This is a genomic window from Bacillus salacetis, from assembly GCF_003581585.1.
Lineage (GTDB): Bacteria > Bacillota > Bacilli > Bacillales > Bacillaceae_B > Rossellomorea > Rossellomorea salacetis.
The window spans coordinates 1-23,118 of the sequence record NZ_QXIR01000028.1; the positions used below are offsets into that span (position 1 = coordinate 1).

The window sequence follows — 23,118 nt, forward strand, 5'->3', positions numbered from 1 at the left end:
AAAATGTTTTTGTATGAAACGCCGTTGTTCAGCAGCGACGTTTATTAATATATCAAGATGATAAATCAAAGTCAACGATTTTCACAAAAAAAAAATACTTTTTTGCTTGTCCGCAATTTCCGCGGCATCAACTATGATTTCCCCTGCTCTATTCTTTTGGTTTTCATGTATTTCATACAGTCTTTATGGGAAGCGACCCTTTTGAATAATTCAAATAATATTTTATATCTTTCATCCATTGCTCTTTTTACAATATGATCTATTCTTGAATCTTTCAAATCGAAAAGAATTTCATCCATTTCTCTTTTCAATAAGTATTCCATTTCCTGCTTCTCTCTTTCGTTTATTAAGAAACCCAGCAACTCTGTCACCCCTTCAACGTAGTAATTGTAGTTTTTTCCAACTGGGCGGAATTTATAATAGGCTTTTCGTTATTTCTGTAATATTTTTTCTTCGGACATGCATATGTTAGAACAGGATATTGTCTCTTGGAGGGATTGTATGAATGTTTTCTACTCATTAAATGCCCGAAAACTAAAACAGGGTATTCTGATTCTGGTCATTTCTTTTTTCACGGCTTTATTCATTTTTACCGGCAGCCTCTCTGCTCTTCCTGTTTTCTCAACGGATGATGGGCCAAAAGCCATTTATAAAGGTGATAAGGGAATATCCCTGACATTCAACGTGGGCTGGGGGGACGAGAAAGCTGAACCGATCCTTGAGAAGCTCAAGGATCAAGGGGTTCAATCCGCTACCTTCTTCCTTTCTGGAGCTTGGGCTGAAAGACATCCGGATATAGTTGAAAAGATCAATAAACAAGGATACGAAATCGGGAGCCTGGGTTATGCTTATAGTGATTACAGCGAGATGGAAGATGCCAAAGTGCGTCAGGACATCCTGAAAGCCCAAGAAGTCTTTGAGAAGTTGAATATTAAAGATGTCACTCTTCTTAGAATGCCAACCGGACATTTTGATAAACGGGTGCTGTCTATTGCCGATAAACTCGGATTTACTGTGGTTCATTGGAGCATCAACTCCCAGGACTGGACAAATCCAGGTGCCGAACAGATTATCAAAAATGTCTCTGCAGCGAAAAAAGGTGATATAGTGCTCCTTCATGCTTCGGATTCCGCTAAACAAACTGAAAAGTCCCTTCCGGAAATTGTTAAGGTTCTTAAGTCTAAAGGAGAATTCAAAAGTGTCTCTGAAATGATTGCCAATGGTAAGACGAAAACGACATTGGTTCCTTAATCAGAAAAGGACTGGCCCCTCGGCGGGATCAGTCCTTTCATCATTTCTTTGCTTTTCTTTCCTCTTCTGAGCGCTTATTGAATTTTGGCAATGCGAGCAGCTGGTAGGCATTACAGGCCACCAATGCAAACAGCATCAGGAAAAGCCACTTACTTTCTTTAGCCTGCAGGACCGGGAGCCACTCCAGCACCGTTACAACAACCATAAAGAAAATCGCCGGGATGAATGTATTCTGGGCTGACTGCTTGTTTTTCAAGAAGGCAACCCCCACCCCGGTCACGGTAATCATTAAGAATAAAAAGATATATGAATACCTGACCTCTCCATTGTTCGTAAATCCATCGAAGCGGAAATAAATCAAATCAAACAAAACAAAAAGAATTACTACGACCTGCACTGTATTCCAAAAAGAACGGAACATGCCAAGGCCAAATTGATGAATGGTCAAATAAGCGAAAAACCCCATTTGACTGATGACACTAAACGTAAAGCCGACTACTATAAGCCATAGAAGAACAGAAAGAATCCTTCCGAGGTCAAAATCAATGAACCATGGTTTGAATTCATCCCACCTCAATATCAGGCCTGAAACACCAGTTACAACTCCACCCACCATAAGTGTGGAGAAAAATAATCGAATCCAATTTCGGATAGTCACTTAAGAAATGCCTCCATTACATTTTTTTGCACTTCTTTGATTGTACCAAACGACCATTTAAAAAATCCACATCTACCTTATCCTGCGGTATATTTTTTTTGGTTTAATCCATATTAATTGTAGGGGTATTTTGAAGTGAAAGGGGCTTAAAAATGAAAAAATTATCCTTTCTATTTTTATTATTGCCGCTCCTGCTTCTTTCTGCGTGCGGCGGAGGAGGCGGGCAAGCGAGCGCCAGCCAGCCTGACTATGAGGAAACCAAGAAGATGGTTGTAGATATACTGAAAACAGATGATGGGAAAAAGGCGATCCAGGAGATAATGGCTGATGAAAAAGTGAAACAGCAGCTTATCATGGATGAAGGGGTTGTAAAGGAAACGATAACGACCACTCTAACTTCTGATAAAGGCAGCGAGTTCTGGAAGAAAGCTTTTGAAGACCCTAAATTTGCTGAATCCATGGCAAAGAGTATGAAGGGTGAAAATGAAAAGCTGCTGAAAGATCTCATGAAGGATCCCGAATACCAGGGCATGGTCATGGATATCATGAAAGATCCTGAAATCCAAAAGGAAATCGGAGAGACTCTGAAAAGCAAAGAGTACAGGGAGCATCTCCAGCAAGTAGTGACCGAAACCTTTGAAAGTCCGCTGTTCAAAGCTAAGATTCAGGACATCCTTCTTAAAGCAGCGAGCGAAATGAAAGGCCAGGGCGGAGAGCAGGGCGGACAAGGCGGTGCTGGTGAATCTGGTGGCGGAGGCGGACAAAGCGGCGGTGAATCCGGTGGCGGAGGCGGAGGCGGTGCTTGATCAGCCCTTCTCCTTCCTCCTCTTAAAACACATTTTCTCTTACGGAGAGAATCCCCATAGTAGGATCTCCCCTCTGTTTCTCTGATTGACTATCGCAGCAATTTATAAAAAAGGGAATAAAAAAACAAGCGGCTGTCGTTTCAAGCCGCTTGTTCTACGTTTCAATTCAGGACAGCAAGTCGATGACTTTGTGGGCGATATCCCCATAGATCTTTCCGACTCGGTGGTCTGTATCGTATACGGATGGAGCAAAGTCATCCTCATTCCAGTCAGGCTGCTGAAGCGGGAGCTGCCCAAGGAGGTTCGTTCTTAATTCTTCTGACAGTTTCTCTCCCCCGCCTCTTCCGAATACATATTCTCTTTCGCCGGTGTTCTTGCTCTCGAAGTATGACATATTCTCGATAACACCCAGGATCTCATGGTCAGTACTTAAAGCCATGGCGCCCGCACGCGCAGCAACGAATGCTGCAGTCGGGTGAGGGGTCGTCACGATGATCTCTTTACATTGCGGGAGCATTGTATGGATATCCAGGGCTACGTCGCCTGTTCCCGGCGGAAGGTCAAGCAGCAGGTAATCAAGGTCGCCCCATTCCACTTCATTGAAGAAGTTATTCAGCATTTTTCCAAGCATGGGCCCTCTCCAGATGACTGGTGCATTGTCTTCCACAAAGAAGCCCATAGAGATGACTTTAACGCCAAATCTTTCAACAGGGATGATCTTTTCTCCTCTTACGACCGGACGCTTCACAATCCCCATCATATCAGGAACGCTGAAACCATATATATCGGCATCGACCAATCCTACCTTTTTACCTGCGCGCGCAAGTGAAACAGCAAGGTTGACGGATACTGTCGACTTACCGACTCCGCCTTTTCCGCTGGCGATCGCGATGAATGTTGTTTTGCTTCCAGGAGACAGGAGGCTGCCGGACTCTTCGCCTTCCGGTTGTGATCCCCTATGTTTTTCAAGTTCCTCAGGAGAAAGATCTGCAAATCGGATACCCACCGTTTCAGCCCCATTTTCTTTAAGGACCTTGACGATTTCCTGCTGCATCTTCATTTGCTCTGCTGTCCCGGTTTTGGCAATCGCAACCTTTACACTGACATGATTCTTTTCCTCTTTGACACTTACTTCAAGAACACCGTTTGTTTCTTCCAGTGTTTTATGTAAAAATGGATCTTTGATTTTATATAGTAAATCTCTAACTTGTTGTTGGGATAACATAGCTAACACCTTCCTCTAATCTTGAATTCGTTTTCATTCTATTTCAGTATAACATATCCTAATTGTATTGAATTGTCTAACAGCTTATAGAAATAAAAAAACTGAGAGGTTATTCCTCATCAGTTTTCTCATCATAATACTTTAATACTCCTTCATATATGGAAGCAGCTACTTTTTGTTGATACTTCTCAGTAATAAGGTTGGCTTTTTCTCCCGGATTGGACAGGAAGCCAATCTCTACCAGGGCACCAGGCTTATTGATATGTTTTACCAAATACACATTCTGGATCCCCTTTGCCTCTCTCTTCGTGTTTTCAAGATTTCGGATCAGCTCGGACTGAATCTTTTCGGCAACCTCTTTGTTCTCCTTGAATTTAGGATTATAGAAGGTTTGTGCTCCGCTCCATCTGCTGGAAGGAATTGCATTCAAATGAATGCTGAGATACAGGTCGGCGTTGGATGAATTGATCATCTCCAGACGCTTCTTAAGATCCTGTGTTTTTCTCCGGCTGTATCCTCTTGTTCCTTCTGGAGCAAGATCACTGTCATCATCCCTCGTCATGATGACAAGGGCGCCCTGCTCCTGAAAGTAATCACGAAGCATCTTTGAAACATTCAAGGCAATATCTTTTTCCAGTACTTCATCTGACCCCGAACCGCTTTCCGCTCCCCCATCAGGGCCTCCGTGACCGGGATCAAGATAAATAATTTTTCCTGACAAAGGAAGATTCCAGGATTCCCAAGTGCCTGTATCAAGCAGTTTATATTGAAAAATGATGAATATTATGATGGCAACCCCGGCAAACCCTATCATCTTCAATTTATTTTTCATTTGAAATCCCTCCCCCATCTCTATAAAAAATATGGGACAAGGGATGAATTTAGAACTGCCGGAAAAAATTAATGCATTCTGAGCTTATGCCGTTTAATACCATTTTGATACCCTTCACTCCACCACGTCTCAACAAAATGTTCGCAGCTGTAATAAAAGGACTCGTCCACGGTATTGGAAACGCCAAGCTCTGACCAGTATAGCCAGAAGTTATATAAAGTATCGATATAGTGCTTCATTTCAGGATTACAGCGTTTTTGTACCTCTTCCAGTGTTTCGCCGCTGTATCCAAACTTGCTCAGCTTCCCGCCAAGTAAATAAGCCTCTACCGCCACATCAAAGCAGGCTTCATCAAACCCCTGCTGCATAAAGACGCCTCCCTGGATCTTGATCTGGCCAAAATGCTTTCGGACACTTTCCTGAAGCATCTTAATGGAGACTTCCCGCAGCAGCTTTCGTTCATGCTGTATCTGCTTCTCTCTTCTTTTTGAATTAAATGAAGTAATAACGCTCAAAGCGATTCCCTCCCTTTGAACGTTATTTTTAGCTTAAAGTCGTTCTTCATTCGAGCAATGGTTTCCAATTCTGGCTTTAGTGACAGTCACGCCCCGGATCTTGTCGAACCTGAGGTGCCTTGTTTGTTCTGCAGGCTAAGCGGGATACATTAATTTGGAAGTTTAGCGTTTGATGTAGCCCCGCCGGCCGAGCAACCAGCATCTTTTTATGTTTTTGACGTTATATTGTGCCTATTAACCCTCCTTTACTGCATCATCCATTGGTTCATCACAGTTGATGTCCGAATTACCCTCTTTTTACTACATCAAATAACTGGTTCTCCTGCTTTGATGTTCTAATCTGCTCTCTTTTCCTGCCTCGCAACTCTTTTCATTTTAAATGATGCCCCTATACCTCCAATAACATCAAAAAATCCCAGCTGGATAATCCAGCTGGGATCGAACGTTAATAAGATTAACGTTTTGAGAACTGAGGTGCACGACGAGCGCCTTTAAGACCGTATTTCTTACGTTCTTTCATACGAGCGTCACGAGTCAGTAATCCTGCGCGCTTAAGAGTTCCGCGGTATTCAGGATCAGCTTGAAGCAATGCACGTGCGATACCGTGACGGATTGCACCAGCTTGGCCAGTGTATCCACCACCGTGTACGTTTACCAATACATCATAGTTGCCAACAGTTTCAGTTGCAACTAGAGGCTGCTTGATAACCTCACGTAGTGCTTCGAATGGGATGTAGTTTTCTACTTCACGATCATTAATAACGATCTTACCGTTACCTGGTACTAAACGTACACGAGCTACTGAGCTCTTACGACGACCAGTTCCGTAATATTGAACTTGTGCCAAGATAATTACCTCCTCTTATTGATTATCCACGAAGTTCGTAAACTTCTGGTTGTTGTGCTTGATGCGGATGTTCAGCGCCAGCGTATACATGCAGTTTCTTGAACATTTGACGGCCTAAAGATCCTTTTGGAAGCATACCTTTAATACCAAGTTCAAGCATTTTTTCTGAGTAGTTTGTACGCATTTCAAGAGCTGTACGAGACTTCAAACCGCCTGGGTGTTGGCTGTGACGGTAGTAAATTTTGTCAGTAAGTTTCTTACCAGTCAATTCGATTTTGGAAGCGTTGATGATGATAACGTGATCACCAGTGTCAACGTGTGGTGTGAAAGTTGGTTTGTGTTTACCACGTAAGATTGCTGCTACTTCGCTGGAAAGGCGACCAAGAGTCTTTCCTTCGGCGTCAACAACGTACCACTTACGTTCGATTTCATTAGCTTTTGCCATATATGTCGTACGCATGAGTTACCCTCCTAATATTTATCATTCAATTTCATTTAAGTTCCGATAGTATATATCTTCAATCACAATAAGATTCCGGGGCTTATCGTGGGGTTAATAACATACCATATGTTATAATATCTTGTTCGCGCCGGGATGTCAAGGGAATGTTACACCTGGATTAGTTGTTTTAGTATTTTTTTTTCAATAGTATACTTTCCAGAGATACAGCCCTTGCGGAGCAGCTGTTTTGCCCGCTGCACCCCGGTCTGCCGCCTCCAGCATGCCTCTTACATCATCCGCAGTGTACTTGCCCCTTCCGACTTCCAAAAGCGTCCCTGAAAGGATTCTGACCATGTTATAAAGGAACCCATTCCCTATATAGGAGAAAGTGATCTCTTCTTCGGCTTCCTCGATTCCAATTGAGTAAATCGTCCGAACCTTATCCGCCACTTCCGTCTTCGCTGAACAAAAACTGGTGAAGTCATGTTCTCCAATCAAATACTCCGCAGCATTCCTCATTTCTTCGATATTTATCTGAAATGGATAATGCAATGCAAAGTGTCTTTTAAAAGGATCTGCTGCTTGGTTTTGGTAGACGCAGTATCGGTATTCCTTTTTGACGGCAGAAAAGCGTGAATGAAAATCACCTGAAACTTTTTCTGCCCAAGTGAGGACGATTTCCGGCGGCAGTTTGCTGTTCAGAACCGTTGGCCACTTCTCCTCTGGGATCGAGAGCCCTGTGTCGAAGTGAAAGACTTGTCCCTTTGCATGGACTCCTGCATCCGTTCTTCCCGATGCTGTTATCTTTACATCTTCCCCTTTATGGATTTCCCGGAGGGCTTTTTCTATTTCCAACTGGACTGTCCGCTTCCCAGGCTGCACCTGATAGCCGGCAAACGGTGTGCCGTCGTATGCCACTGTACACTTTATTCTCTGCATGAGAACACTCCTATCAGCCTCTTAATACAATCAGGATGGCTGCCAGGACAACCAGGGAACCAAGGACTGCCGTGTCTGTCACTGTCCAGTGCAGAACCCTGTATTTCGTCCTGCCTTCGCCGCCCTTGTAGCCTCTCGCTTCCATTGCGGTCGCCAAATCCTCCGCACGCTTGAATGCACCAACAAACAATGGAATCAGTAAAGGCACAATCGACTTGATTCTTTCTTTAACGGGCCCTGAAGCCAGTTCTGCTCCCCTGGCTGTCTGCGCTTTGATGATCTTGTCCGTTTCTTCCATCAAGGTAGGGATGAACCGGAGGGAGATACTCATCATCAATGCCATTTCATGTACAGGGAACCTGACTTTTTTCAGTGGGTTCAGCAAAGTTTCAAGACCGTCTGTTATCGAAATTGGCGATGTCGTAAGTGTCAGCAGGGTCGTTACCAGGATGAGATACGTAAAACGAAGCGAAATGAAGACAGCCTGTCTCAGACCCTCTTCATGGATTTTCAGGAAACCCACGTCCAGCAGAACTTCTCCTTCTTTAGTGAAAAATATATGCAGAAGGAAGGTGAACAAAACGAGCCACATGACTGGTTTCAATCCCCCAATTAGGAACTTGACTGGAATCTTCACCGAAAGCATGGCTCCTAATGTAAATGCTCCAAGGATTGCATAGGTTACCGCATTATTAGCAAGGAATACAATACATATGAATGCAAAAACAAAAACCAGCTTGGAGCGGGGGTCCATTTTGTGAACGAAAGAATCACTTGGTATATACCGGCCGAAAATCATTTTATCCATCATGAACGGTCACCGCTTTCCACATGGGCCAGTATTTCATCAGCAAGCTCTTCTATGGTCAAGCAGGTTCTGCCGAATTTGTGCCCCAGCTGCTGTTCCACGCTGTATTGAAATTTGACTGTCTCAGGGACATCCAGCCCAAGAGAGAATAACCAGTCCGGCTTCGAAAAAATCTCTTCCGGAGATCCCTTCCCGACTAGCTTCCCTTTCTGCATGATGACCAATTCATCCGCATACCGTGCTGCATCCTCCATGCTGTGTGTAACCAGCACTGTAGTCAGCCCTTTTTCCAAATGGATCCTATTGAACATATCCATGATTTCCGTCCGCCCTCTGGGATCGAGTCCTGCAGTAGGTTCATCGAGGACCAGGACATCCGGTTCCATGGCAAGTACTCCGGCAATGGCCACCCTTCTCTTCTGGCCACCTGATAAATCAAAAGGTGAGCGTTCCAATACTTCCTCATCGAGCCCGACAGTGACGATCAATTCCCTTGCACGCCTTTCTGACTCTTCCTCTGAAACCCCGAAATTTTGGGGACCATAGCAGATATCCTTAAGGACTGTCTCCTCAAAAAGCTGATGCTCAGGGAATTGAAAGACGATGCCGACGCGCTTCCGGATGGGCTTCAACTGCTTATTCTTCTTCTTTGGGGTTATTTCATATTCACCAATGGACACTTTGCCTGAAGTTGGCTTAAGCAGGGCATTCAAGTGCTGGAGAAGAGTCGATTTACCGGAACCGGTATGCCCTATGATAGCTGTGTATTTCTTTGAAGGCAAAAGGAGGTTGAGATCCTCAAGGGCCAGCTTCTCAAAGGGTGTCCCGGCAGAATACCGGTATTCTACTTGTTCAAATGATATGTCCATAAATCCCTCACCAATTCTTCCTGTGTTAAATAGGTTTCAGAAAGGGAGATCCCCCGTCTTTTCAACGCTTTTGCCATTCTTCCCGGAAACGGGATATCCAGCCCAAGAGCAGTCAATTCCTCGTCCAGTTTGAAAATTTCCAGAGGAGTCCCTTCCTTGAATACCTCTCCTTTGTTTAACACCAGCATACGATCAGCCTTTGCAGCTTCTTCCAAGTCATGGGTGATCGAAATGACTGTCAGGTTACTGTTCTTTTTTAGCTCACGGATTGTTGCCAGTACTTCCTGCCTGCCTTTAGGGTCCAGCATGGAGGTAGCTTCATCCAATATGATAATATCAGGCCTGAGCGCAACGACTCCAGCGATGGCCACACGCTGTTTCTGGCCACCAGACAGGTGGTGGGGTTCTTGATTAAGAAAATCACTCATATTGACCATGTCAAGGGCCCCGATGACTCTTTCTGCCATTATATACTGCGGGATTCCGTGATTTTCTAAACCAAAAGCCACATCATCTTCCACTGTCGTCCCGACAAACTGGTTATCGGGGTTTTGAAAAACCATTCCTATTTTGGCCCGGATATCCCAGACGCTCTCTTCTGATAATGGAATTCCATCCACTGTTACTGTTCCTTTTTCAGGAAACAGCAGCCCATTCAGCATTTTGGCTAAAGTTGATTTGCCAGAACCATTGTGCCCGACAATCGCCAGCCATTCTCTATCAAAGACTTTTAGGGAAATATCATTCAGGGCATAGGTTTCCTGCTCATGATAGCGATAACTTACATTTTCTATGGAAATGAGTTCTTTCATCGTACCACTCCTCTCATCTCTTCTATGCTCAAACTGTTCTCTTCTAAAATTTATTGAATTGGGAAAGCTACTTGTGAATCATTAGTATCTAGTTAAAGACAGAACACGGATTTCAAATTTTAATCCAACACAAATGGTAGTCTTTTTCAAATAGTGTTGGTCGGAGCGGAAGGTACCCAACTCCTGCGGGATTAGCGCGACGTCTAGTTCCAGCGCCCAGCCCCTCGGGGTCAAATAACCCAAAGAGAATAAAAGGGAAAATCGCCTTTTTTTCTCTTTGGAACATTTGCCTGTCGGGACTGATCGGGGCGCTTCCACTTTTGATGACAGGTGAGACCCCACAGGCCAGCCGAGGAGGCTCAATCCAGCTCCAGTGGCCAACGACTAGCAGATTTCGATCTCTCTTCTTGCGAATCCAGCTCCAAGGTACAGCTGATAGCGGATTTCCCAACTCCTCCTTGCGATAAGTCAACATCAACTCACGTTGTTCGTTATGTTTCCTTTATCTCATGCGAGTCAGTCCAGTCCGTACGCAGCTGAAAGGGCCTTTCCGCTTTTTAATGATAAGTCATCATCGAATCGCTTTGCTCTTCGTGATTCCTTTATCTCATCCGAGAGCTCTCCAATCTGTACGTCGCTGATCGGCCACTTGCGCTTTTTTGTTCACCGCGCGCCCCGCGGAGTTGGGTGCCTGCAGCTGAGATCAACACTTTTCGAAAAAGTCCTGAATACAAAAAAAAGCCTGCACCTCGTTCCATAGATAGCGGCTGCTTTCTTGTTCAGCGTGTGAACGGACTTCTAATGGATAGAAGCTGGAAGAGGTGCATGAGCTAGACGGGTCACTTCAGGGAATGCCCATCGTAACGCTCTGCTTTTTGAGTATTGACCAAGGTGTAAACAAAAAGGGCATAGAAGCAGTTAACAAAATAACTGTCCTGCCCTTGTTGTGTATGAATGAAATTATACTAGCTCAATGATAACCATTGGAGCACCGTCACCACGACGAGGTCCAAGCTTCATGATACGAGTGTATCCGCCTTGACGCTCTGTGTAACGGCCAGCGATATCAGAGAACAACTTTTGGATTGCATCCTGGTTCTCTTCTGCATTAGCAACTTCATGACGGATGAAGCTTGATGCTTGACGACGTGCATGCAAGTCACCACGTTTTCCTAATGTGATCATTTTCTCAACAACTGAGCGAAGTTCTTTTGCACGAGCTTCTGTTGTTTCGATGCGTTCGTTGATGATTAGGTCAGTAGCTAAATCGCGAAGCATTGCTTTACGTTGAGCGCTAGTACGCCCTAACTTTCTGTATGCCATTTTAGATTCCCTCCTTTGTTAAATCGTTAAATAACCTGATGCTTGACTCAGTCGTCCTTGCGTAAACCTAAGCCCAGATCTTCAAGCTTAACTTTAACTTCTTCCAAGGATTTACGCCCTAAGTTACGTACTTTCATCATATCTTCTTCAGTCTTGTTGGCAAGCTCCTGAACAGTGTTGATTCCCGCACGCTTCAAGCAGTTATATGAACGAACAGATAGATCCAGTTCTTCAATTGTCATTTCAAGAACTTTCTCTTTTTGGTCTTCTTCTTTTTCTACCATGATTTCAGCATTCTGAGCTTCGTCAGTAAGACCGACAAAGATGTTAAGATGCTCATTGAGGATCTTAGCACCAAGGGAAATGGCTTCTTTCGGGCCAATGCTTCCGTCAGTCCAAACATCAAGAGATAGTTTATCGAAGTTAGTCAATTGACCAACACGAGTGTTTTCTACTTGATAGTTAACGCGTGAAACTGGAGTGTAAATAGAGTCGATAGGGATCACGCCGATTGGCAGGTCCTCTCGTTTGTTTTGATCAGCAGGTGTATATCCTCGACCTCGTTGAGCTGTCAGACGCATACGGAAGTTGCTGTTAGCAGACAATGTAGCAATGTGCAGTTCAGGGTTAAGAACTTCTACATCACTATCGTGAGTAATATCAGCAGCTGTTACTACTCCTTCACCATTAACGTCAATTTCAAGCGTTTTCTCTTCATCAGAATAGATCTTCAGAGCAAGCTTTTTGATATTCATGATGATTGTCGTTACATCTTCCACGACACCTTCAATTGTTGAAAATTCATGCAGCACTCCATCAATTTGAATGGAAGTTACAGCAGCACCAGGGAGTGAGGACAATAGGATACGACGTAAGGAGTTACCCAAAGTTGTACCATACCCACGCTCAAGTGGTTCTACGACGAATTTTCCAAATGCGGCATCATCGCTGATCTCAACCGTTTCAATTTTTGGTTTCTCAATTTCGATCATTAATATTTACCCTCCTTCAAAACGTCGAAATCCCGGCTTAGGCAGCACCGAAATTTCCCATGTTTACGTTCCCGATTGTATACCAACAACTGGTTTAACCCTCTCCATGAAACGTATCATTTTATCATATCCATTATTGACAGGGATACGAAATTTATACAGAGAAATTAAACACGGCGACGTTTTGGCGGACGACATCCATTATGAGGAACTGGAGTAACGTCTCTGATAGCAGTAACTTCGAGTCCTGCAGCTTGAAGAGCACGGATTGCTGCTTCACGGCCTGCACCAGGTCCTTTTACTGTTACTTCAAGAGTTTTTAATCCATGTTCCTGGGATGCTTTTGCAGCAGTTTCAGCAGCCATTTGTGCAGCGAAAGGAGTAGATTTACGAGAACCTTTGAATCCTAAAGAACCTGCACTTGACCATGCTACAGCATTACCATGAACGTCAGTGATCATTACAATTGTATTGTTGAATGTAGAACGAATGTGTGCAATACCAGCTTCGATATTCTTTTTCACACGACGCTTACGAGTATTAGTTTTACGTGCCATTTTCAGATGTAACCTCCTTTACCTATTATTTTTTCTTGTTCGCTACAGTCTTACGAGGACCTTTACGAGTACGAGCATTGTTTTTAGTGTTTTGACCGCGAACCGGTAAGCCTCTGCGGTGGCGGAGACCACGGTAAGAACCGATTTCCATTAGACGTTTGATGTTTAGGGAGATTTCACGACGAAGGTCTCCTTCAACTTTCAACTTGTCAACGATGTCACGGATTTTACCAAGTTCATCATCAGTTAGATCGCGAACGCGAGTGTCTTCAGAAACACCAGCTTCTGCAAGGATCTTTTTAGCGGTATTTTTACCAATACCATAAATGTATGTTAGTGAAATGACAATACGTTTGTCACGTGGGATATCTACACCAGCAATACGTGCCATATTAAGCGCGCACCTCCTTCATTATTAGCCTTGTTTTTGTTTGTGTTTAGGGTTTTCACAGATAACCATTACTTTACCGCGACGGCGAATAACTTTACATTTTTCGCAGATGGGCTTTACAGATGGTCTGACTTTCATCTTATTCTAACCTCCTTGAGAGTACGGAGTGCAATAGATTATTTATAACGATAAGTGACTCTTCCGCGAGTCAGGTCATATGGAGAAAGTTCAACAGTAACTTTATCTCCTGGCAGGATTCGGATGAAGTGCATGCGAATCTTCCCGGATACATGAGCAAGTACCGTATGACCATTTTCTAATTCTACCTTAAACATAGCGTTAGGCAAAGTTTCAACTACCGTGCCTTCCACTTCGATTACATCATCTTTCGCCATCGAATTCGTCTCCCTTCTTAACATCATCTAAGACTTCATTCAAAAACTTTGTTAGAGCGTAACGCAGTTTCCCATTTGTCACTCGCCCAGTTTCTGATAAACTGTTCTGAACTTCTGGAGAAATATAATTGTGAAAAGAGAGATGTTGAATGTTTTTCTTCTTTGGACGATCAAACTTTCGTTTATCTCCATCCGCAATCAACACAAACCGTTCATCCAGCTTCTGGATGATCACCGAGTACTGCCCGGCATCTCTTCCTTTTTTGGTTGAAACGATTTGACCTATACACGGAGTCGTATCGGACTCGATCAATCAGATCACCTTCACTTAGGCTTTCGTTAAAATCTCGTAACCTTCTTCTGTAATAGCAATTGTGTGTTCAAAGTGAGCACACATTTTACCATCAACTGTGACAACTGTCCAGTTATCCGTCAATGTTCTTACATAACGACTGCCTGCATTCACCATAGGTTCAATAGCAAGTACCATACCAGGTTTAAGACGCGGACCTCTGTTAGGAGGACCATAATGAGGAATTTGGGGATCCTCATGTAAGTCTTGACCAACACCGTGCCCGACATACTCACGAACAATGGAAAACCCTTCTGCTTCAACAAAAGTCTGAATCGAATGAGAGATGTTCGATAGACGTTCACCTGGTTTTGCTTCTTTTAAGCCAAGATATAATGATTCCTCAGTTACATCCAGCAGTCTTTGAGTTTCGTCATCTATAGTTCCAACAGGATAAGTCCAAGCTGAATCACCATGGTAACCCATATATTTCGCACCGATATCGATGCTGATAATATCGCCGTCTTTCAACGTCCGGTCACCTGGAATCCCATGAACCAACTCGTCATTTACGGAAGCACAAATGCTGCCACGAAACCCATTATAACCTTTAAAAGAAGGAATTGCATCATTTTGACTTATGAATTTTTCAGCGATTGCATCCAATTCACGAGTCGTGATTCCCGGAGCGATATGCTTTTGCAATTCCTTGTGAGTGAGTGCGACAATTTTACCTGCTTCACGCATGATGTCTATCTCACGAGGAGTTTTACAAATGATCATTAGCGGGAGCTCCCGATCAGTTTATCGATTTCAGAGAATACCTCTTTGATATCCCTCTGTCCGTCGATGTTTACTAGATAGCCTTTGTCCTGATAGAAATCAAGAAGCGGCTGTGTTTGTTTGATATTGACTTCCAAGCGATTCTGAACCGTTTCCTCGTTGTCATCAGCACGCTGATAAAGTTCTCCGCCGCAGCGGTCGCAAACGCCGTCTTCACTTGGAGGATTAAATACAAGATGATAAGTCGCTCCGCAGTTTTTACAGATGCGCCGGCCTGTCAGGCGTTCCATCAAGACACCCTTATCTACTTGAATGTTAATCACATAATCAATTTTCTTGCCAAGGTTATCGAGGATGTTCTCAAGAGCGTCTGCCTGGGCAACCGTTCTTGGGAAACCGTCCAAAAGGAATCCTTTATGAGCATCTTCTTTGCTAAGACGCTCCTGAACGATACCGATCGTAACTTCGTCCGGTACCAATTCACCTTTATCGATAAAAGATTTTGCCTTCAAGCCTAGTTCCGTTTCTTCTTTCATAGCGGCACGGAACATGTCGCCTGTGGAGATATGAGGTATCCCATATTTCTCAACGATCTTTTCAGCCTGAGTTCCTTTTCCTGCACCCGGCAAACCCATCAATACTATATTCACTCGAATTCCACCTCAGTTTCTATTAGGGTTTCAGGGAACTGAAGTCCCCAAAACCTTTTTTATTTAATGAAGCCTTTATAGTGGCGTTTCACCAACTGAGCTTCCAGCCCTTTCATCGTTTCGAGTGCAACACCCACAACGATCAGCAAGCTTGTTCCTCCAATTTGAGCAGCAGGCGGTAAACCTGCAAACTTAATGAAGAAAACAGGAAGAATGGAAATGACAGCTAAGAATATCGCACCGACGAATGTCAGACGATATAGTACCCTTGTCAAATACTCCTGAGTGTTTTTACCAGGGCGAATTCCCGGAATGTAACCACCTTGCTTCTTCAAGTTCTCTGACATTTGTTCAGGATTGACTTGAATGAAAGCATAGAAGTACGTAAATGCGATGATCAACGCAACATAAATGATCATTCCGATCGGCTGGGTATAATCAAACACATATTGGATCGTACTTGTAACATCATTCGTACCAAAGAATGATGCGATGGTTTGCGGTGTAATAATGAAGGATATCGCGAAGATAACCGGAATTACACCTGCAGCATTAACTTTCAATGGCAAGTGAGTGGATTGTCCTCCGACAGGACTGCGGCCTACCAGACGCTTGGCGTATTGGATAGGAATCTTTCTCAGTGCCTGCTGGATAAAGATAACACCGACTATGATTGCCACGATAGCTAATAAGATCAATAGTGTCACCACGATGCGAAGGAACAGGGCGTCGCCGGCTCCTTGAAGCTGTGATGCATAATATTGGTTCACTGCATTAGGGATAGCTGCTACGATACCTGCGAAAATGATGATCGAAATACCGTTTCCAACACCTTTGGCAGTGATTTGTTCACCCAGCCACAATAAAAACGCCGTACCGGCAGTAAGGATCAATGCAATTAAAAGGTACGTCGTAACGCTTGGGTTAGGAATTAATAATCCACTATACATTGTATTGAATCCATAAGACATACCCAATGCCTGTATGAAACCAAGAATGATAGTGAAATATCGGGTAAACTGAGCTAATTTACGGCGGCCAACATCCCCCTGTTTAGACCATTCCGTAAATTTAGGCACAACATCCATCTGCAGTAGCTGCACAATGATAGATGCTGTGATATACGGCATGATCCCCATAGCAAAGATCGAGAAGTTTTGAAGCGCTCCTCCGCCGAATGTATTCAGGAAGCCGATTAACCCGGCTTGTTCTTGCATTTTCAGTACGTTTGCATCCACGCTCGGTACTGGAATGAAAGTACCCAAGCGGAAGACGACTAACATAAGAAGGGTGAAGATAATTTTGTTTCTTATATCACCCACGCGCATAAAATTGGAGATTGACTGAAACATTAAATCACCTCGGTTTTACCGCCAGCAGCTTCGATTGCTTCTTTAGCAGTAGATGAGAATTTGTTTGCTTTCACTGTAAGCTTTTTCTCAATATTACCTTTACCAAGAATCTTAATTCCAGCTTTTTCGCTGCTCACTACACCAGTTTCGATAAGAAGCTCAGGTGTAACTTCAGTTCCTTCTTCAAAGCGATTTAATGCATCAAGGTTAACAATTGCGTATTCTTTACGGTTGATATTCGTGAAACCGCGCTTAGGAAGACGTTGGAATAAAGGTGTTTGACCACCCTCGAAACCAGGACGAGTTCCGCCGCCAGAACGAGCGTTTTGACCTTTGTGACCTTTTCCGGATGTTTTACCATTACCGGAACCGATACCACGGCCTACACGATTGCGCTCTTTGCGAGAACCTTTAGCAGGTTTTAATTCATGTAATTTCATGTCGGCACCTCCTTATTTACAAAGAATCTAATTAAGCTTCTTTAACCGTGACTAAGTGAGCAACCTTATTGATCATACCGCGCATAGCAGCATTATCTTGTTGTTCAACTGTTTGATGAAGCTTACGTAAGCCCAGAGCCTTTACTGTTTCGCGTTGGTCTTTCGGACGACCAATCACACTGCGAGTGAGGGTAATTTCCAGTTTGTTTGCCATCGTTATCCCTCCCTTATCCTAACAGTTCTTCTACTGATTTACCACGTAACTTAGCTACGTCCTCAGCACGTTTAAGTTCTTTTAATCCGGAAATTGTAGCACGGATCATGTTGATTGGAGTGTTGGATCCCAATGACTTAGAAAGGATATCCTGTACACCAGCAAGTTCAAGTACCGCACGGACTGGTCCGCCAGCGATGATTCCTGTACCGGCAGAAGCAGGCTTGATAAGGATCTCACCAGCACCAAAACGACCGATTACTAGGTGAGGAGTAGTTCCACCTACCATAGGCACTTCAACAAGATTTTTCTTCGCATCTTCAATCGCTTTACGGATAGCATCCGGTACCTCTTGAGCTTTACCAGTACCGAAACCTACATGACCGTTTTTGTCTCCAACCACTACAAGAGCAGCGAAACGGAAACGACGTCCACCTTTAACTACCTTTGCAACACGGTTGATCGTTACTACGCGTTCTTCTAGTTCTAGTTTGTTTGGATCAATACGACGCATCTATATGTCCCTCCTTTTTTATTAAAATTCTAAGCCGTTTTCACGAGCTGCATCTGCTAGTGCTTTTACGCGGCCGTGGTATAGGTAACCTCCACGGTCAAATACTACAGATTTCAAACCTTTTTCAGTTGCACGTTTTGCAATTAGTTCACCGACTTGAGCAGCTGCATCTACGTTAGCAGTAGAGTCAAGGTTGATTTCTTTATCTACAGTAGAAGCACTTGCCAAAGTTACACCATTAACATCATCGATCAATTGAGCGTAGATGTTTTTATTTGAACGATATACGTTTAGACGAGGACGCTGTTCTGTTCCTGTGATCTTGGCACGTACACGTGCGTGTCTATTCTTACGCGTTTTGTTTTTGGATGGCTTAGTGATCATTAAGGTCACTCCTTTCTACTGCCTAAGCGGCATTATTTACCTGTTTTACCTTCTTTACGGCGTACATGTTCGCCTTCGTAACGGATACCTTTACCTTTATAAGGCTCAGGAGGACGGACAGCGCGGATGTTGGAAGCAATTGCGCCAACACGCTCTTTGTCGATACCTTTGATTGAAATTTTTGTGTTAGCAGGAACTTCGATTTCGATTCCGTTTTCCGGTTCGAATTCAACTGGATGAGAATACCCAACGTTCAATACAAGTTTAGATCCTTGTTTTTGAGCACGGTAACCTACACCGATAAGTTCAAGGTTTCTTTCGAATCCTTTAGAAACACCTTCAACCATGTTTGAGATCAAAGCACGAGTCGTTCCGTGTAATGAACGATGTTCCTTAGATTCAGATGGACGAGTGATGTTTACTACGTTCTCTTGAATTTCTATGTTCATATCCGGGCTGAATGTACGAGACAATTCACCTTTAGGACCTTTTACAGTTACGTTATTGGCATCAGTAGTAATTGTAACGCCTTCTGGCAACTCGATAGGTTTTTTACCTACACGTGACATACTGTTGCACCTCCATTCATTTCAAAAAATATTACCAAACGTATCCTAGTACTTCTCCACCGACTTGCTTAGCGCGGGCTTCTTTATCAGTCAACACTCCTTGAGAAGTGGAAACAAGAGCTACACCTAGTCCGTTAAGTACTTTAGGAACTTCATTAGCTTTTGCGTAAACGCGCAGACCTGGTTTAGAGATACGCTTTAATCCAGTGATTACACGTTCGTTGTTAGAACCATATTTTAAGAAAATGCGGATAACACCTTGCTTGTTATCTTCTACAAATTCCACGTCACGCACGAAACCTTCACGTTTAAGGATTTCAGCGATTTCTTTTTTGATGTTAGAAGCAGGTATTTCTAGCTTCTCGTGACGTACCATATTCGCATTACGGATGCGAGTAAGCATATCTGCAATTGGATCTGTCAATGTCATAATAATTTACCTCCTTCCCAATATAGGGTTTTACCAGCTAGCTTTTTTAACGCCAGGAATTTGACCCTTGTATGCAAGTTCACGGAAACAGATACGGCAAAGTTTGAATTTGCGGATTACTGAATGTGGACGGCCACAACGCTCACAGCGAGTGTATCCTTGAACTTTGTACTTAGGTTCACGTTTTTGTTTTGCGATCATTGATTTTTTAGCCACATTTTCGCCTCCCTTATTTAGAGATTACTTTTGAAATGGCATTCCGAATTGAGTCAATAACTCACGTGATTCTTCATCAGAGTTTGCAGTAGTAACGATAACGATATCCATTCCGCGTACTTTGGAAACTTTATCATAATCGATCTCTGGGAAGATCAGCTGCTCTTTAACACCAAGAGTGTAGTTACCGCGACCATCGAATGCTTTTTTAGAAATACCGCGGAAGTCACGTACACGTGGTAGAGATACAGAGATTAATTTATCTAGGAACTCATACATGCGCTCGCCGCGAAGTGTTACTTTCGCACCGATTGGCATACCTTCACGAAGACGGAAACCTGCGATAGATTTTTTTGCTTTAGTTACAACTGGTTTTTGACCAGTGATTAATGTTAATTCTTCTACAGCTGTATCCAATGCTTTCGCATTTTGAACTGCATCGCCGATACCCATGTTAACTACGATTTTTTCGAGTTTTGGTACCTGCATTACGGATTTATAATTGAATTTGCTCATTAGAGCTGAAGTGATTTCGTCATTAAATTTTGCTTTTAGGCGGTTCATTTGAGTACCTCCCTTCTACTTTGAACTATTTATCTAGAACTTCACCAGATTTTTTTGCTACACGTACATTTTTACCATCAACCTTCTTGAATCCTACGCGAGTTGGTTCATTCGTCTTAGGATCAAGCAGCATAACATTCGATACATGAACAGGTGCCTCTTGGCTGATGATTCCGCCTTGCGGGTTTGCTTGAGAAGGCTTTGAATGTTTCTTGATAACATTTATTCCTTCTACGATCACACGGTCTTTCTTAGGCAATGCTGACAATACAACACCAGTTTTGCCTTTATCTTTACCTGTGATAACCATTACTTTGTCGCCTTTTTTAACATGCATTAGTCGCACCTCCTCTTAACGCACAATAGGTTCTATTAAAGAACTTCTGGAGCTAATGATACAATTTTCATAAAGTTGTTTTCGCGCAATTCACGTGCTACAGGTCCGAAGATACGAGTACCACGCGGTCCTTTATCATCACGGATGATTACACATGCGTTTTCGTCAAACTTAATGTAAGTTCCGTCTGTACGGCGAACTCCGCTCTTTGTACGAACAACAACAGCTTTTACTACGTCGCCTTTTTTAACAACGCCACCTGGTGTTGCTTGTTTTACTGTACATACGATTACATCACCGATATTAGCTGTTTTACGGCCAGATCCGCCAAGGACTTTAATAGTCAAAACTTCACGAGCACCAGAGTTGTCGGCAACTTTCAAACGAGATTCTTGTTGAATCATCTAGGTAACCTCCCTTCGGAATGCAAATATCCGAACATTTATTAAATAATTACTGCTTTTTCTACTACTTCTACTAAACGGAAACGTTTTGTAGCTGAAAGCGGGCGAGTTTCCATGATACGAACGATATCGCCAGTTTTAGCTTCGTTTTGCTCATCATGAGCTTTAAACTTTTTAGAGTATTTTACGCGTTTGCCGTAAAGTGAATGTTTTTTGTAAGTTTCAACCAGAACTGTAACTGTTTTATCCATTTTGTCGGAAACAACACGTCCAGTGTAAACCTTACGTTGGTTGCGTTCACTCATTCTGCAAACCTCCTCTCAATTATCGATTGTTAACGCCGATCTCTCTTTCATGGATTACAGTTTTCATACGAGCGATCGCCTTGCGCACTTCGCGGATGCGGGCAGTGTTTTCAAGCTGTCCTGTCGCAAGCTGGAAGCGAAGGTTAAATAGTTCTTCTTTTAAGGATTTTACTTTTTGGTCAATTTCGGCAGTGGTTAGGTCACGGATTTCATTAGTTTTCATTTGATTCACCACCAATTTCTTCTCGTTTCACAAACTTAGTCTTGATAGGAAGTTTGTGTGATGCAAGACGAAGGGCTTCACGAGCAACCTCTTCAGATACACCAGCAATTTCAAACATGATCTTTCCAGGTTTTACAACTGCTACCCATCCTTCAGGAGCACCTTTACCAGAACCCATTCGGACTTCTAGAGGTTTTGCAGTGTAAGGTTTGTGAGGGAAAATTTTAATCCAAACTTTACCGCCACGTTTCATGTAACGAGTCATAGCGATACGAGCTGCTTCAATTTGACGGTTAGTGATCCAAGAAGCTTCTACAGCCTGCAGGCCGTATTCACCGAACGCAACCTCTTGACCGCCTTTTGCGCGACCACGCATCTTACCACGATGTTCACGACGATACTTAACGCGTTTAGGCAATAACATAATTATTTTCCTCCTTCCTCAGATTTCTTCTTAGCAGGAAGGACCTCTCCACGATAGATCCATACTTTAACACCAAGCTTACCGTAAGTAGTGTCAGCTTCAGCATGAGCATAATCAATGTCAGCGCGAAGTGTATGAAGTGGAACTGTTCCTTCGCTGTAATGTTCAGCACGAGCGATATCTGCACCGCCAAGACGACCAGATACTTGAGTTTTGATACCTTTTGCTCCTGCGCGCATTGCACGTTGGATAGTTTGTTTTTGAGCACGACGGAAAGATACACGGTTTTCTAATTGACGAGCAATGTTCTCTGCAACCAGCTTCGCGTCCAGGTCAGCTCTCTTGATTTCAACGATATTGATGTGTACACGCTTAGAAGTAAGCTCGTTCAAAGCTTTACGCAAAGCTTCAACCTCTGTACCACCTTTACCGATAACCATACCAGGTTTTGCTGTATGAATTGTGATGTTGATGCGGTTTGCCGCACGCTCGATTTCTACTTTAGAAACAGATGCGTCAACTAGGCGTTTCGCGATATATTCACGTACTTTAAGGTCTTCGTGCAGAAGATTGGCATAATCTTTATCAGCGTACCATTTTGATTCCCAATCACGAATTACTCCTACACGCAGTCCGACTGGATGTACTTTTTGACCCACGAATTATCCCTCCTTCTTTTCTGATACCACGATTGTGATGTGGCTTGTGCGTTTGTTGATTTGGCTTGCGCGACCCATCGCACGCGGGCGGAAGCGTTTCATTGTTGGACCTTCGTTAACAAAGGCATCAGAGATGACTAAGTTGTTCACGTCCATGTCATAGTTATGTTCTGCGTTAGCGATAGCAGATTTTAATACTTTCTCAACTACTGGAGAAGCAGCTTTAGGAGTAAGATTTAAAATCGCTACAGCTTCACCTACTTGCTTACCTCGGATTAGATCAACCACTAAACGTACCTTACGAGGAGCAATACGAACTGTTTTAGCGACAGCTTTAGCTTGCATTAGGATACCCTCCTCTCAATTAGCGTCTTGTTTTCTTGTCATCATTTCCATGACCTTTGTAAGAACGAGATGGTGCGAATTCACCAAGCTTGTGTCCTACCATGTCTTCTGTTACGTATACCGGTACATGTTTACGACCATCGTAAACCGCGATTGTATGACCGATGAAATTCGGGAAAATAGTAGAACGGCGTGACCAAGTCTTAACAACTTGCTTCTTTTCGCCTTCGTTCAATTTCTCGATTTTAACCATCAAATGATCATCAACAAAAGGTCCCTTTTTTAAGCTACGACCCATGTTTGAACCTCCCTTCGTGATTGTTCTACGGCTCTATGCGTGAACCGTAGTTC

Annotated in this window: 39 protein-coding genes; 2 read left to right on the forward strand and 37 right to left on the reverse strand. The window is 43.4% G+C overall.

Annotation, left to right across the window (positions count from 1 at the left end):
• Positions 1 to 131 precede the first annotated feature (131 nt).
• Positions 132 to 362, reverse strand: a complete 231-nt coding sequence (locus D3H55_RS17330) for a hypothetical protein (protein ID WP_119548585.1) — start codon at positions 360 to 362, stop codon at positions 132 to 134.
• 139 nt (positions 363 to 501) lie between these two features.
• On the opposite strand from D3H55_RS17330, the gene pdaB reads away from it, so the two are divergent.
• Complete coding sequence (gene pdaB, locus D3H55_RS17335; RefSeq protein ID WP_119548586.1) at positions 502 to 1,251, forward strand: polysaccharide deacetylase family sporulation protein PdaB; 750 nt, start codon at positions 502 to 504, stop codon at positions 1,249 to 1,251.
• Positions 1,252 to 1,291: 40 nt separating this feature from the next.
• On the opposite strand, the gene D3H55_RS17340 is transcribed toward pdaB, so the two are convergent.
• Complete coding sequence (locus D3H55_RS17340) at positions 1,292 to 1,909, reverse strand: KinB-signaling pathway activation protein (protein ID WP_119548587.1); 618 nt, start codon at positions 1,907 to 1,909, stop codon at positions 1,292 to 1,294.
• 152 nt (positions 1,910 to 2,061) lie between these two features.
• Here D3H55_RS17340 and gerD point away from each other — a divergent pair, with 152 nt between their 5' ends.
• Positions 2,062 to 2,715, forward strand: a complete 654-nt coding sequence (gerD, locus tag D3H55_RS17345; RefSeq protein WP_119548588.1) for a spore germination lipoprotein GerD — start codon at positions 2,062 to 2,064, stop codon at positions 2,713 to 2,715.
• Positions 2,716 to 2,881: 166 nt separating this feature from the next.
• On the opposite strand, the gene salA is transcribed toward gerD, so the two are convergent.
• From salA to rpsS, 35 genes are all read right to left on the reverse strand, one after another.
• The gene (gene salA, locus D3H55_RS17350) at positions 2,882 to 3,940 is read right to left on the reverse strand and encodes an iron-sulfur carrier protein/transcriptional regulator SalA (RefSeq protein WP_119548589.1); all 1,059 of its coding nucleotides are present in this window, start codon (positions 3,938 to 3,940) and stop codon (positions 2,882 to 2,884) included.
• Positions 3,941 to 4,049: 109 nt separating this feature from the next.
• Positions 4,050 to 4,772: an N-acetylmuramoyl-L-alanine amidase CwlD gene (gene cwlD / locus D3H55_RS17355; RefSeq protein WP_119548590.1), complete on the reverse strand. Its 723-nt coding sequence runs from the start codon at positions 4,770 to 4,772 to the stop codon at positions 4,050 to 4,052.
• Positions 4,773 to 4,840: 68 nt separating this feature from the next.
• Entirely contained in the window at positions 4,841 to 5,287 is a 447-nt protein-coding gene (locus tag D3H55_RS17360) for a DUF2521 family protein (protein ID WP_119548591.1), read from the reverse strand.
• A gap of 454 nt (positions 5,288 to 5,741) precedes the next feature.
• Complete coding sequence (gene rpsI, locus D3H55_RS17365) at positions 5,742 to 6,134, reverse strand: 30S ribosomal protein S9 (RefSeq protein WP_119548592.1); 393 nt, start codon at positions 6,132 to 6,134, stop codon at positions 5,742 to 5,744.
• A gap of 22 nt (positions 6,135 to 6,156) precedes the next feature.
• Positions 6,157 to 6,594, reverse strand: a complete 438-nt coding sequence (rplM, locus tag D3H55_RS17370; protein ID WP_119548593.1) for a 50S ribosomal protein L13 — start codon at positions 6,592 to 6,594, stop codon at positions 6,157 to 6,159.
• 183 nt (positions 6,595 to 6,777) lie between these two features.
• Positions 6,778 to 7,515 (reverse strand): tRNA pseudouridine(38-40) synthase TruA, encoded by a 738-nt coding sequence (gene truA, locus D3H55_RS17375; protein ID WP_119548594.1) that lies wholly within the window; start codon positions 7,513 to 7,515, stop codon positions 6,778 to 6,780.
• Positions 7,516 to 7,528: 13 nt separating this feature from the next.
• Entirely contained in the window at positions 7,529 to 8,326 is a 798-nt protein-coding gene (locus D3H55_RS17380; RefSeq protein ID WP_119548595.1) for an energy-coupling factor transporter transmembrane component T family protein, read from the reverse strand.
• Complete coding sequence (locus tag D3H55_RS17385) at positions 8,323 to 9,192, reverse strand: energy-coupling factor ABC transporter ATP-binding protein (RefSeq protein ID WP_119548596.1); 870 nt, start codon at positions 9,190 to 9,192, stop codon at positions 8,323 to 8,325. Before D3H55_RS17385 ends, D3H55_RS17380 begins: the two co-directional genes overlap by 4 nt.
• Positions 9,168 to 10,004 (reverse strand): energy-coupling factor ABC transporter ATP-binding protein, encoded by an 837-nt coding sequence (locus D3H55_RS17390; protein WP_119548597.1) that lies wholly within the window; start codon positions 10,002 to 10,004, stop codon positions 9,168 to 9,170. The genes D3H55_RS17385 and D3H55_RS17390 overlap by 25 nt, the downstream gene beginning before the upstream one ends.
• 960 nt (positions 10,005 to 10,964) lie before the next feature.
• A complete protein-coding gene (gene rplQ, locus D3H55_RS17400) occupies positions 10,965 to 11,327 on the reverse strand; it encodes a 50S ribosomal protein L17 (protein WP_119548599.1) in 363 nt (120 codons plus the stop codon).
• 47 nt (positions 11,328 to 11,374) lie between these two features.
• On the reverse strand, positions 11,375 to 12,319 hold the full coding sequence (locus D3H55_RS17405) for a DNA-directed RNA polymerase subunit alpha (protein ID WP_119548600.1): 945 nt from the start codon (positions 12,317 to 12,319) through the stop codon (positions 11,375 to 11,377).
• Between the two features lie 167 nt (positions 12,320 to 12,486).
• A complete protein-coding gene (gene rpsK / locus D3H55_RS17410) occupies positions 12,487 to 12,876 on the reverse strand; it encodes a 30S ribosomal protein S11 (RefSeq protein WP_119548601.1) in 390 nt (129 codons plus the stop codon).
• A 25-nt stretch (positions 12,877 to 12,901) separates the two neighbouring features.
• Positions 12,902 to 13,267, reverse strand: a complete 366-nt coding sequence (rpsM, locus tag D3H55_RS17415; protein WP_119548602.1) for a 30S ribosomal protein S13 — start codon at positions 13,265 to 13,267, stop codon at positions 12,902 to 12,904.
• Between the two features lie 24 nt (positions 13,268 to 13,291).
• A complete protein-coding gene (gene rpmJ, locus D3H55_RS17420) occupies positions 13,292 to 13,405 on the reverse strand; it encodes a 50S ribosomal protein L36 (RefSeq protein ID WP_000868344.1) in 114 nt (37 codons plus the stop codon).
• A gap of 38 nt (positions 13,406 to 13,443) precedes the next feature.
• Complete coding sequence (gene infA / locus D3H55_RS17425) at positions 13,444 to 13,662, reverse strand: translation initiation factor IF-1 (protein WP_113929778.1); 219 nt, start codon at positions 13,660 to 13,662, stop codon at positions 13,444 to 13,446.
• On the reverse strand, positions 13,649 to 13,975 hold the full coding sequence (locus D3H55_RS17430; RefSeq protein ID WP_119548603.1) for a KOW domain-containing RNA-binding protein: 327 nt from the start codon (positions 13,973 to 13,975) through the stop codon (positions 13,649 to 13,651). The genes infA and D3H55_RS17430 overlap by 14 nt, the downstream gene beginning before the upstream one ends.
• 15 nt (positions 13,976 to 13,990) lie before the next feature.
• Complete coding sequence (gene map, locus D3H55_RS17435; protein WP_119548604.1) at positions 13,991 to 14,737, reverse strand: type I methionyl aminopeptidase; 747 nt, start codon at positions 14,735 to 14,737, stop codon at positions 13,991 to 13,993.
• Positions 14,737 to 15,387: an adenylate kinase gene (locus D3H55_RS17440; protein WP_119548605.1), complete on the reverse strand. Its 651-nt coding sequence runs from the start codon at positions 15,385 to 15,387 to the stop codon at positions 14,737 to 14,739. Before D3H55_RS17440 ends, map begins: the two co-directional genes overlap by 1 nt.
• Positions 15,388 to 15,446: 59 nt before the next feature.
• Positions 15,447 to 16,739, reverse strand: coding sequence for a preprotein translocase subunit SecY (gene secY, locus D3H55_RS17445; RefSeq protein ID WP_119548606.1), 1,293 nt, complete (start codon positions 16,737 to 16,739; stop codon positions 15,447 to 15,449).
• Positions 16,739 to 17,179, reverse strand: a complete 441-nt coding sequence (gene rplO / locus D3H55_RS17450; RefSeq protein ID WP_119548607.1) for a 50S ribosomal protein L15 — start codon at positions 17,177 to 17,179, stop codon at positions 16,739 to 16,741. Before rplO ends, secY begins: the two co-directional genes overlap by 1 nt.
• A gap of 31 nt (positions 17,180 to 17,210) precedes the next feature.
• Positions 17,211 to 17,393: a 50S ribosomal protein L30 gene (rpmD, locus tag D3H55_RS17455; protein WP_119548608.1), complete on the reverse strand. Its 183-nt coding sequence runs from the start codon at positions 17,391 to 17,393 to the stop codon at positions 17,211 to 17,213.
• A 13-nt stretch (positions 17,394 to 17,406) separates the two neighbouring features.
• A complete protein-coding gene (gene rpsE / locus D3H55_RS17460) occupies positions 17,407 to 17,907 on the reverse strand; it encodes a 30S ribosomal protein S5 (RefSeq protein ID WP_119548609.1) in 501 nt (166 codons plus the stop codon).
• Positions 17,908 to 17,928: 21 nt separating this feature from the next.
• Positions 17,929 to 18,291 (reverse strand): 50S ribosomal protein L18, encoded by a 363-nt coding sequence (gene rplR / locus D3H55_RS17465; RefSeq protein WP_119548610.1) that lies wholly within the window; start codon positions 18,289 to 18,291, stop codon positions 17,929 to 17,931.
• Positions 18,292 to 18,323: 32 nt separating this feature from the next.
• Positions 18,324 to 18,860 (reverse strand): 50S ribosomal protein L6, encoded by a 537-nt coding sequence (gene rplF / locus D3H55_RS17470; protein WP_119548611.1) that lies wholly within the window; start codon positions 18,858 to 18,860, stop codon positions 18,324 to 18,326.
• A gap of 31 nt (positions 18,861 to 18,891) precedes the next feature.
• Entirely contained in the window at positions 18,892 to 19,290 is a 399-nt protein-coding gene (gene rpsH, locus D3H55_RS17475; protein WP_119548612.1) for a 30S ribosomal protein S8, read from the reverse strand.
• A 30-nt stretch (positions 19,291 to 19,320) separates the two neighbouring features.
• Positions 19,321 to 19,506 (reverse strand): type Z 30S ribosomal protein S14, encoded by a 186-nt coding sequence (locus D3H55_RS17480; protein WP_119548613.1) that lies wholly within the window; start codon positions 19,504 to 19,506, stop codon positions 19,321 to 19,323.
• A gap of 24 nt (positions 19,507 to 19,530) precedes the next feature.
• Positions 19,531 to 20,070 (reverse strand): 50S ribosomal protein L5, encoded by a 540-nt coding sequence (rplE, locus tag D3H55_RS17485; RefSeq protein WP_119548614.1) that lies wholly within the window; start codon positions 20,068 to 20,070, stop codon positions 19,531 to 19,533.
• A 25-nt stretch (positions 20,071 to 20,095) separates the two neighbouring features.
• Complete coding sequence (rplX, locus tag D3H55_RS17490) at positions 20,096 to 20,407, reverse strand: 50S ribosomal protein L24 (protein ID WP_119548615.1); 312 nt, start codon at positions 20,405 to 20,407, stop codon at positions 20,096 to 20,098.
• Positions 20,408 to 20,442: 35 nt separating this feature from the next.
• Positions 20,443 to 20,811, reverse strand: coding sequence for a 50S ribosomal protein L14 (gene rplN / locus D3H55_RS17495; protein WP_119548616.1), 369 nt, complete (start codon positions 20,809 to 20,811; stop codon positions 20,443 to 20,445).
• Positions 20,812 to 20,852: 41 nt separating this feature from the next.
• Positions 20,853 to 21,116, reverse strand: coding sequence for a 30S ribosomal protein S17 (rpsQ, locus tag D3H55_RS17500; protein ID WP_006838979.1), 264 nt, complete (start codon positions 21,114 to 21,116; stop codon positions 20,853 to 20,855).
• A gap of 19 nt (positions 21,117 to 21,135) precedes the next feature.
• The gene (gene rpmC / locus D3H55_RS17505) at positions 21,136 to 21,339 is read right to left on the reverse strand and encodes a 50S ribosomal protein L29 (RefSeq protein WP_113929762.1); all 204 of its coding nucleotides are present in this window, start codon (positions 21,337 to 21,339) and stop codon (positions 21,136 to 21,138) included.
• The gene (gene rplP / locus D3H55_RS17510; RefSeq protein ID WP_113929761.1) at positions 21,329 to 21,763 is read right to left on the reverse strand and encodes a 50S ribosomal protein L16; all 435 of its coding nucleotides are present in this window, start codon (positions 21,761 to 21,763) and stop codon (positions 21,329 to 21,331) included. The genes rpmC and rplP overlap by 11 nt, the downstream gene beginning before the upstream one ends.
• A gap of 2 nt (positions 21,764 to 21,765) precedes the next feature.
• Complete coding sequence (gene rpsC, locus D3H55_RS17515; protein ID WP_119548617.1) at positions 21,766 to 22,422, reverse strand: 30S ribosomal protein S3; 657 nt, start codon at positions 22,420 to 22,422, stop codon at positions 21,766 to 21,768.
• Positions 22,423 to 22,425: 3 nt separating this feature from the next.
• Entirely contained in the window at positions 22,426 to 22,767 is a 342-nt protein-coding gene (gene rplV / locus D3H55_RS17520; protein WP_006838981.1) for a 50S ribosomal protein L22, read from the reverse strand.
• Between the two features lie 19 nt (positions 22,768 to 22,786).
• Positions 22,787 to 23,065 (reverse strand): 30S ribosomal protein S19, encoded by a 279-nt coding sequence (gene rpsS / locus D3H55_RS17525; protein ID WP_113929759.1) that lies wholly within the window; start codon positions 23,063 to 23,065, stop codon positions 22,787 to 22,789.
• Between the last annotated feature and the right edge of the window lie 53 nt (positions 23,066 to 23,118).

Bases quoted from the DNA above. Each gene is read 5' to 3' on its own strand.
- pdaB (WP_119548586.1), top strand. From the start codon at position 502: ATGAATGTTTTCTACTCATTAAATGCCCGAAAACTAAAACAGGGTATT.
- gerD (WP_119548588.1), top strand. From the start codon at position 2,062: ATGAAAAAATTATCCTTTCTATTTTTATTATTGCCGCTCCTGCTTCTT.
- salA (WP_119548589.1), bottom strand. From the start codon at position 3,940: ATGTTATCCCAACAACAAGTTAGAGATTTACTATATAAAATCAAAGAT.
- cwlD (WP_119548590.1), bottom strand. From the start codon at position 4,772: ATGAAAAATAAATTGAAGATGATAGGGTTTGCCGGGGTTGCCATCATA.
- rplM (WP_119548593.1), bottom strand. From the start codon at position 6,594: ATGCGTACGACATATATGGCAAAAGCTAATGAAATCGAACGTAAGTGG.
- truA (WP_119548594.1), bottom strand. From the start codon at position 7,515: ATGCAGAGAATAAAGTGTACAGTGGCATACGACGGCACACCGTTTGCC.
- D3H55_RS17380 (WP_119548595.1), bottom strand. From the start codon at position 8,326: ATGATGGATAAAATGATTTTCGGCCGGTATATACCAAGTGATTCTTTC.
- D3H55_RS17385 (WP_119548596.1), bottom strand. From the start codon at position 9,192: ATGGACATATCATTTGAACAAGTAGAATACCGGTATTCTGCCGGGACA.
- D3H55_RS17390 (WP_119548597.1), bottom strand. From the start codon at position 10,004: ATGAAAGAACTCATTTCCATAGAAAATGTAAGTTATCGCTATCATGAG.
- rplQ (WP_119548599.1), bottom strand. From the start codon at position 11,327: ATGGCATACAGAAAGTTAGGGCGTACTAGCGCTCAACGTAAAGCAATG.
- D3H55_RS17405 (WP_119548600.1), bottom strand. From the start codon at position 12,319: ATGATCGAAATTGAGAAACCAAAAATTGAAACGGTTGAGATCAGCGAT.
- rpsK (WP_119548601.1), bottom strand. From the start codon at position 12,876: ATGGCACGTAAAACTAATACTCGTAAGCGTCGTGTGAAAAAGAATATC.
- rpsM (WP_119548602.1), bottom strand. From the start codon at position 13,267: ATGGCACGTATTGCTGGTGTAGATATCCCACGTGACAAACGTATTGTC.
- rpmJ (WP_000868344.1), bottom strand. From the start codon at position 13,405: ATGAAAGTCAGACCATCTGTAAAGCCCATCTGCGAAAAATGTAAAGTT.
- infA (WP_113929778.1), bottom strand. From the start codon at position 13,662: ATGGCGAAAGATGATGTAATCGAAGTGGAAGGCACGGTAGTTGAAACT.
- map (WP_119548604.1), bottom strand. From the start codon at position 14,737: ATGATCATTTGTAAAACTCCTCGTGAGATAGACATCATGCGTGAAGCA.
- secY (WP_119548606.1), bottom strand. From the start codon at position 16,739: ATGTTTCAGTCAATCTCCAATTTTATGCGCGTGGGTGATATAAGAAAC.
- rplO (WP_119548607.1), bottom strand. From the start codon at position 17,179: ATGAAATTACATGAATTAAAACCTGCTAAAGGTTCTCGCAAAGAGCGC.
- rpmD (WP_119548608.1), bottom strand. From the start codon at position 17,393: ATGGCAAACAAACTGGAAATTACCCTCACTCGCAGTGTGATTGGTCGT.
- rpsE (WP_119548609.1), bottom strand. From the start codon at position 17,907: ATGCGTCGTATTGATCCAAACAAACTAGAACTAGAAGAACGCGTAGTA.
- rplR (WP_119548610.1), bottom strand. From the start codon at position 18,291: ATGATCACTAAGCCATCCAAAAACAAAACGCGTAAGAATAGACACGCA.
- rplF (WP_119548611.1), bottom strand. From the start codon at position 18,860: ATGTCACGTGTAGGTAAAAAACCTATCGAGTTGCCAGAAGGCGTTACA.
- rpsH (WP_119548612.1), bottom strand. From the start codon at position 19,290: ATGACATTGACAGATCCAATTGCAGATATGCTTACTCGCATCCGTAAT.
- rplE (WP_119548614.1), bottom strand. From the start codon at position 20,070: ATGAACCGCCTAAAAGCAAAATTTAATGACGAAATCACTTCAGCTCTA.
- rplX (WP_119548615.1), bottom strand. From the start codon at position 20,407: ATGCATGTTAAAAAAGGCGACAAAGTAATGGTTATCACAGGTAAAGAT.
- rplN (WP_119548616.1), bottom strand. From the start codon at position 20,811: ATGATTCAACAAGAATCTCGTTTGAAAGTTGCCGACAACTCTGGTGCT.
- rpsQ (WP_006838979.1), bottom strand. From the start codon at position 21,116: ATGAGTGAACGCAACCAACGTAAGGTTTACACTGGACGTGTTGTTTCC.
- rpmC (WP_113929762.1), bottom strand. From the start codon at position 21,339: ATGAAAACTAATGAAATCCGTGACCTAACCACTGCCGAAATTGACCAA.
- rplP (WP_113929761.1), bottom strand. From the start codon at position 21,763: ATGTTATTGCCTAAACGCGTTAAGTATCGTCGTGAACATCGTGGTAAG.
- rplV (WP_006838981.1), bottom strand. From the start codon at position 22,767: ATGCAAGCTAAAGCTGTCGCTAAAACAGTTCGTATTGCTCCTCGTAAG.
- rpsS (WP_113929759.1), bottom strand. From the start codon at position 23,065: ATGGGTCGTAGCTTAAAAAAGGGACCTTTTGTTGATGATCATTTGATG.